We start from the raw sequence: 5,524 nt of genomic DNA on the forward strand, positions 1-5,524 counted from the left end.
AATTAAAAAGTAAAACTAATATTTTATACTTAAATAGAAATAAACACTAATAAAAACTAGAATCAAATAATATAAGAATTAAAGCAGATAAACAACAAAGCCCGCAACGACCTACTTTTCCAACATCCCAGTAAGAGAGAGTATCATCAGCCAGGACGAGCTTAGCTTCTTGGTTCGAGATGGAGCAAGGCGTTTCCTCGTCTGTATAGTCACGGGCAGTGTTAAATAAAAGATATAATAGATAAATCTCTTATTTAACACTACTAGATAAAGTTAAAAGTCATAAACAAAGTTCTATAAAAACATATCTTATTAAGTTTTTACCCTTAACAAGGAAGTGATGCTTATTAAAAGATAAGCAGACGAGCTATTAGTACTGGTCAGCTAAAGGACTTTCATCCATTACACACCCAGCCTATCAAACACATAGTCTATATGAGCTCTTAAAAGAAGATTCATCTTGGAGTTGGCTTCCTGCTTAGATGCTTTCAGCAGTTATCACATCCCAACATAGCTACCGAGCGGTGCCCTTGGCAGGACAACTCGTACACCAGTGGTTGGTTCGACCCGGTCCTCTCGTACTAGGGTCAACTCTCCTCAATCTTCTTGCGCCCACGGCAGATAGGGACCGAACTGTCTCACGACGTTCTGAACCCAGCTCGCGTACCGCTTTAAATGGCGAACAGCCATACCCTTGGGACCTGCTCCAGCCCCAGGATGCGATGAGCCGACATCGAGGTGCCAAACCTCCCCGTCGATGTGAGCTCTTGGGGGAGATCAGCCTGTTATCCCCGGGGTACCTTTTATCCTTTGAGCGATGGCCCTTCCACACAGAACCACCGGATCACTAAGACCGACTTTCGTCTCTGCTTGACGTGTATGTCTCGCAGTTAAGCTGGCTTATGCCTTTATACTCTACGAACGATTTCCAACCGTTCTGAGCCAACCTTTGTAAGCCTCCGTTACATTTTGGGAGGCGACCGCCCCAGTCAAACTACCCACCAGACATTGTCCTACTTGAGGATAACTCAAGCTAGTTAGCTATCAGAATAAAAAAGAGCGGTATCTCAACAATGGCTCACCATAAACTGGCGTCTATGGATCAAAGCCTCCCGCCTATCCTGCACATTTTTATCCCAATAGCAGTGTCAAGCTGTAGTAAAGGTCCACGGGGTCTTTCCGTCTTGCCGCGGGTAGGAGGAATTTTCACCTCCACTACAATTTCACTGGATCCCTCTTCGAGACAGCTCCCATCTCGTTACGCCATTCATGCAGGTCGATATTTAATCGACAAGGAATTTCGCTACCTTAGGACCGTTATAGTTACGGCCGCCGTTTACTCGGGCTTCGATCAAACGCTTCGCAGAGCTAACGTCATCAATTAACCTTCGAGCACCGGGCAGGCGTCACACCCTATACATCCTCTTACGAGTTAGCAGAGTGCTGTGTTTTTGGTAAACAGTCGGGAGGGACTCTTTGTTGTAACCTTCAATGCTTACGGAGTAAATCCTTCACAAAGTTAGGCACACCTTATACCGAAGATACGGTGCTATTTTGCAGAGTTCCTTGAAGAGAGTTCTTCCACGCGCCTTAGAATACTCATCCCACCCACCTGTGTCGGTTTACGGTACGGGCAACTATAACTAAACTTAGAAACTTTTCTTGGCTCGACAGTATCAAGGATTTACGATTCATTCCGAAGAACTTCACGCACCTATAAGGCCTCGGCTTAAAGGAGTTCGGATTTGCCTGAACTCCAACCTGCACCTTTCGACCAGCACTACCATCCGCTGGCTCCTCTAACTCTAAGCGTCCTTCCATCGCACATTATAGTTGGCATTGGAATATTAACCAATTTTCCATCGCATACCCCTTTCGGACTTTGCTTAGGACCCGGCTAACCCTACGATGACGAGCATCGCGTAGGAAACCTTGGGTTTACGGCGTTGGGGATTCTCACCCCAATTATCGCTACTCATGCCTGCATGCTCACTTGTATTCGCTCCAGCACTCCTTACCGGTATACCTTCAACGCAAATACAACGCTCTCCTACCACTTAGTAAACTAAGTCTAAAGCTTCGGTACTCATTTTAGCCCCGTTATATTTTCCGCGCAGAATCACTAGACCAGTGAGCTATTACGCTTTCTTTAAAGGATGGCTGCTTCTAAGCCAACCTCCTGGTTGTTTAAGTAACTCCACATCGTTTTCCACTTAAATGAGATTTAGGGACCTTAGCTGTTAGTCTGGGTTGTTCCCCTCTCGACGACGGATTTTATCACTCGCCGCCTGACTGCCATGATTACACACTAGGTATTCGGAGTTTGATAGGGTTTGGTACATTGGTGTATGCCCTAGCCCATTCAGTGCTCTACCCCCTAGTGTTACTACATGACGCTATACCTAAATATATTTCGGAGAGAACCAGCTATCACGATGTTTGATTGGCCTTTCACCCCTATCCACAAGTCATCCCATAGCTTTTCAACGCTAGCGGGTTCGGTCCTCCACCGGCTCTTACACCGGTTTCAACCTGCTCATGGATAGATCACATCGTTTCGGGTCTGCAACGTCTGACTAAACGCCCTATTAAGACTCGCTTTCGCTACGGCTCCGGGTTTCCTTAACCTCGCCAGACATCACAACTCGCAGGCTCATTATGCAAAAGGCAGTCCATCACCCTGATAAATCATAGGGCTCTGAATGATTGTAAGCAAATGGTTTCAGGTTCTATTTCACTCTGATCACCTCAGTTCTTTTCACCTTTCCCTCACGGTACTTGTGCACTATCGGTCTAGTAGTAGTATTTAGGGTTGGATAGTGGTCTACCCAGCTTCAGACAGAATATCACGTGTTCCGCCCTACTCAGGATACTGCTAAGTAAAACAAAGCTTTCATATACGGGGGTATCACCCTCTGTGCCTAACCTTTCCAGGTTGTTCTATTAGCTAAGTTTAGTCTATATTGCAGTCCTACAACCCCACTAGTAAACTAGTGGTTTGCCCTCTTACGCGTTCGCTCGCCGCTACTAGCGTAATCTCTTTTGATTTCTTTTCCTGAGGGTACTAAGATGTTTCAATTCCCCTCGTTCGCTCCGTTATACGGTAACTAATATCTCTATTAGTTGGGTTGCCCCATTCAGAAATTCCCGGATCAAAGCCCCTTGACGGCTCCCCGAGACTTATCGCAGCCTGGCACGTCTTTCATCGCCTCTACTAGCCAAGGCATCCACCACTTGCTCTTTGTAGCTTACCTTTTCTATATTAGATTATTCTAATTCGCATCACTTCCTTGTTAAAGATAACTTTATGTTACTATATTTAAATTCTAACTCTCAAGACGGAAAGCATTGACTACTATTTAGGTAAGTTTTAAATCCTAAATAGATTGTGATGTCAAACTTTTGCATTAAATGCAAAGAGAATAGAAATTTAAATCTTTAACAAGTCCTGTAAAATTGTTTTTTAAAACTTGCTTGTGACTATTAACAATATTAATTAAAAGAACATTTAGACAAAAGTCTAATTAGAAAGTTTAAATTTAAGCTCTCTAATTAGACTTAATGCTATTAAACTATTTTATGGTGGAGAATAGCGGGATCGAACCGCTGACCTCCTGCGTGCAAAGCAGGCGCTCTCCCAGCTGAGCTAATTCCCCAATTAAATTCTCTGGTGGGCCTAACAAGACTTGAACTTGTGACCTCACCCTTATCAGGGGTGCACTCTAACCAGCTGAGCTATAGGCCCCTATAGGTCTATCAATCTTTCAAAACTAAACAAGGATGATTGAGAATATCTTTCTTATAGATATCTTGTGAGAGAATATCTATATGTACTCTAGAAAGGAGGTGATCCAACCGCAGGTTCTCCTACGGTTACCTTGTTACGACTTCACCCCAGTCGCTGATTCCACTGTGGACGGTAACTAATTTAGTATTCCGGCTTCGAGTGAAATCAACTCCCATGGTGTGACGGGCGGTGAGTACAAGACCCGGGAACGTATTCACCGTAGCATGGCTGATCTACGATTACTAGCGATTCCGGCTTCATGGAGTCGAGTTGCAGACTCCAATCCGAACTGGGACATATTTTATAGATTTGCTCCATCTCGCGATATTGCTTCTCATTGTATATGCCATTGTAGCACGTGTGTCGCCCCGGACATAAGGGCCATGATGACTTGACGTCGTCCACACCTTCCTCCTCCTTACGAAGGCAGTCTCATTAGAGTGCTCAGCCGAACTGTTAGCAACTAATGACGTGGGTTGCGCTCGTTGCGGGACTTAACCCAACATCTCACGACACGAGCTGACGACAGCCGTGCAGCACCTGTCTTAACATTTCTGCAAGCAGACACTCTTCTATCTCTAGATGATTTGTTAGATATCAAGTCCGGGTAAGGTTCTTCGCGTATCTTCGAATTAAACCACATGCTCCACCGCTTGTGCGGGTCCCCGTCTATTCCTTTGAGTTTTAATCTTGCGACCGTACTCCCCAGGCGGTATACTTAATCCGTTAGGTGCATTACTGCCAAGACTAGCTTAGCAACAACTAGTATACATCGTTTAGGGCGTGGACTACCAGGGTATCTAATCCTGTTTGCTCCCCACGCTTTCACGCATTAGCGTCAGTTGAGTTCCAGCAGATCGCCTTCGCAATGGGTATTCCTGGTGATCTCTACGGATTTTACCCCTACACCACCAATTCCATCTGCCTCTCCCTCACTCTAGATTATCAGTTTCCCAAGCAGTTCTATGGTTAAGCCATAGGATTTCACAAGAGACTTGATAATCCGCCTACGCGTCCTTTACGCCCAGTGATTCCGAGTAACGCTTGCACCCTCCGTATTACCGCGGCTGCTGGCACGGAGTTAGCCGGTGCTTATTCGTTAGGTACCGTCATTATTCTTCCCTAACAAAAGGAGTTTACGCTCCGAAAAGTGTCATCCTCCACGCGGCGTTGCTGCTTCAGGGTTTCCCCCATTGAGCAATATTCCCTACTGCTGCCTCCCGTAGGAGTCTGGACCGTGTCTCAGTTCCAGTGTGACTGATCATCCTCTCAGACCAGTTATGCGTCATAGCCTTGGTGAGCCATTACCTCACCAACTAGCTGATACAATATAGCCTCATCCTACACCGAAAAACTTTCCCTATCTAACTTATGCTAGAGAGGAGTATAGAGTATTAGCAGTCGTTTCCAACTGTTGTCCTCTAGTGTAGGGCAGATTAGCTATACATTACTCACCCGTGCGCCACTAACTGATAATAGCAAGCTCTTAATTGTCCGTTCGACTTGCATGTATTAGGCACGCCGCCAGCGTTCACTCTGAGCCAGGATCAAACTCTCCATATTAATTACCTATCTAATAGATAGGATTTTTATTATGAAGTTTTTAATCAAAAAAACTTTTAGTTTTTATATTAGTTTGTCTAATCTATTATTTAATCATAATAGACTGGCTCAATCGATCACTTGTTTAGATTTCAAAGATTGACTAATAGTTTAACAATTGTAAGTTAAAAGAAC

The 5,524-nt window shown here is 44.7% G+C and carries 2 tRNA genes and 3 rRNA genes; all 5 read right to left on the bottom strand.

Annotated features, from left to right (window positions below):
• Window positions 1-98 precede the first annotated feature (98 nt).
• A 5S ribosomal RNA gene (gene rrf / locus CYO89_RS00150) occupies window positions 99-217 on the bottom strand.
• A gap of 133 nt (window positions 218-350) precedes the next feature.
• Window positions 351-3,254, bottom strand: a 23S ribosomal RNA gene (locus tag CYO89_RS00155).
• A gap of 326 nt (window positions 3,255-3,580) precedes the next feature.
• Window positions 3,581-3,656: transfer RNA gene (locus CYO89_RS00160), tRNA-Ala, on the bottom strand.
• A gap of 12 nt (window positions 3,657-3,668) precedes the next feature.
• A tRNA-Ile gene (locus CYO89_RS00165) sits at window positions 3,669-3,745 on the bottom strand.
• A 94-nt stretch (window positions 3,746-3,839) separates the two neighbouring features.
• A 16S ribosomal RNA gene (locus tag CYO89_RS00170) occupies window positions 3,840-5,350 on the bottom strand.
• Together the 16S, 23S and 5S rRNA genes with 2 tRNA genes alongside form the textbook arrangement of a ribosomal RNA operon.
• Window positions 5,351-5,524 lie beyond the last annotated feature (174 nt).

This window comes from Campylobacter concisus (assembly GCF_002913765.1).
Taxonomy (GTDB): Bacteria; Campylobacterota; Campylobacteria; order Campylobacterales; family Campylobacteraceae; genus Campylobacter_A; species Campylobacter_A concisus_BB.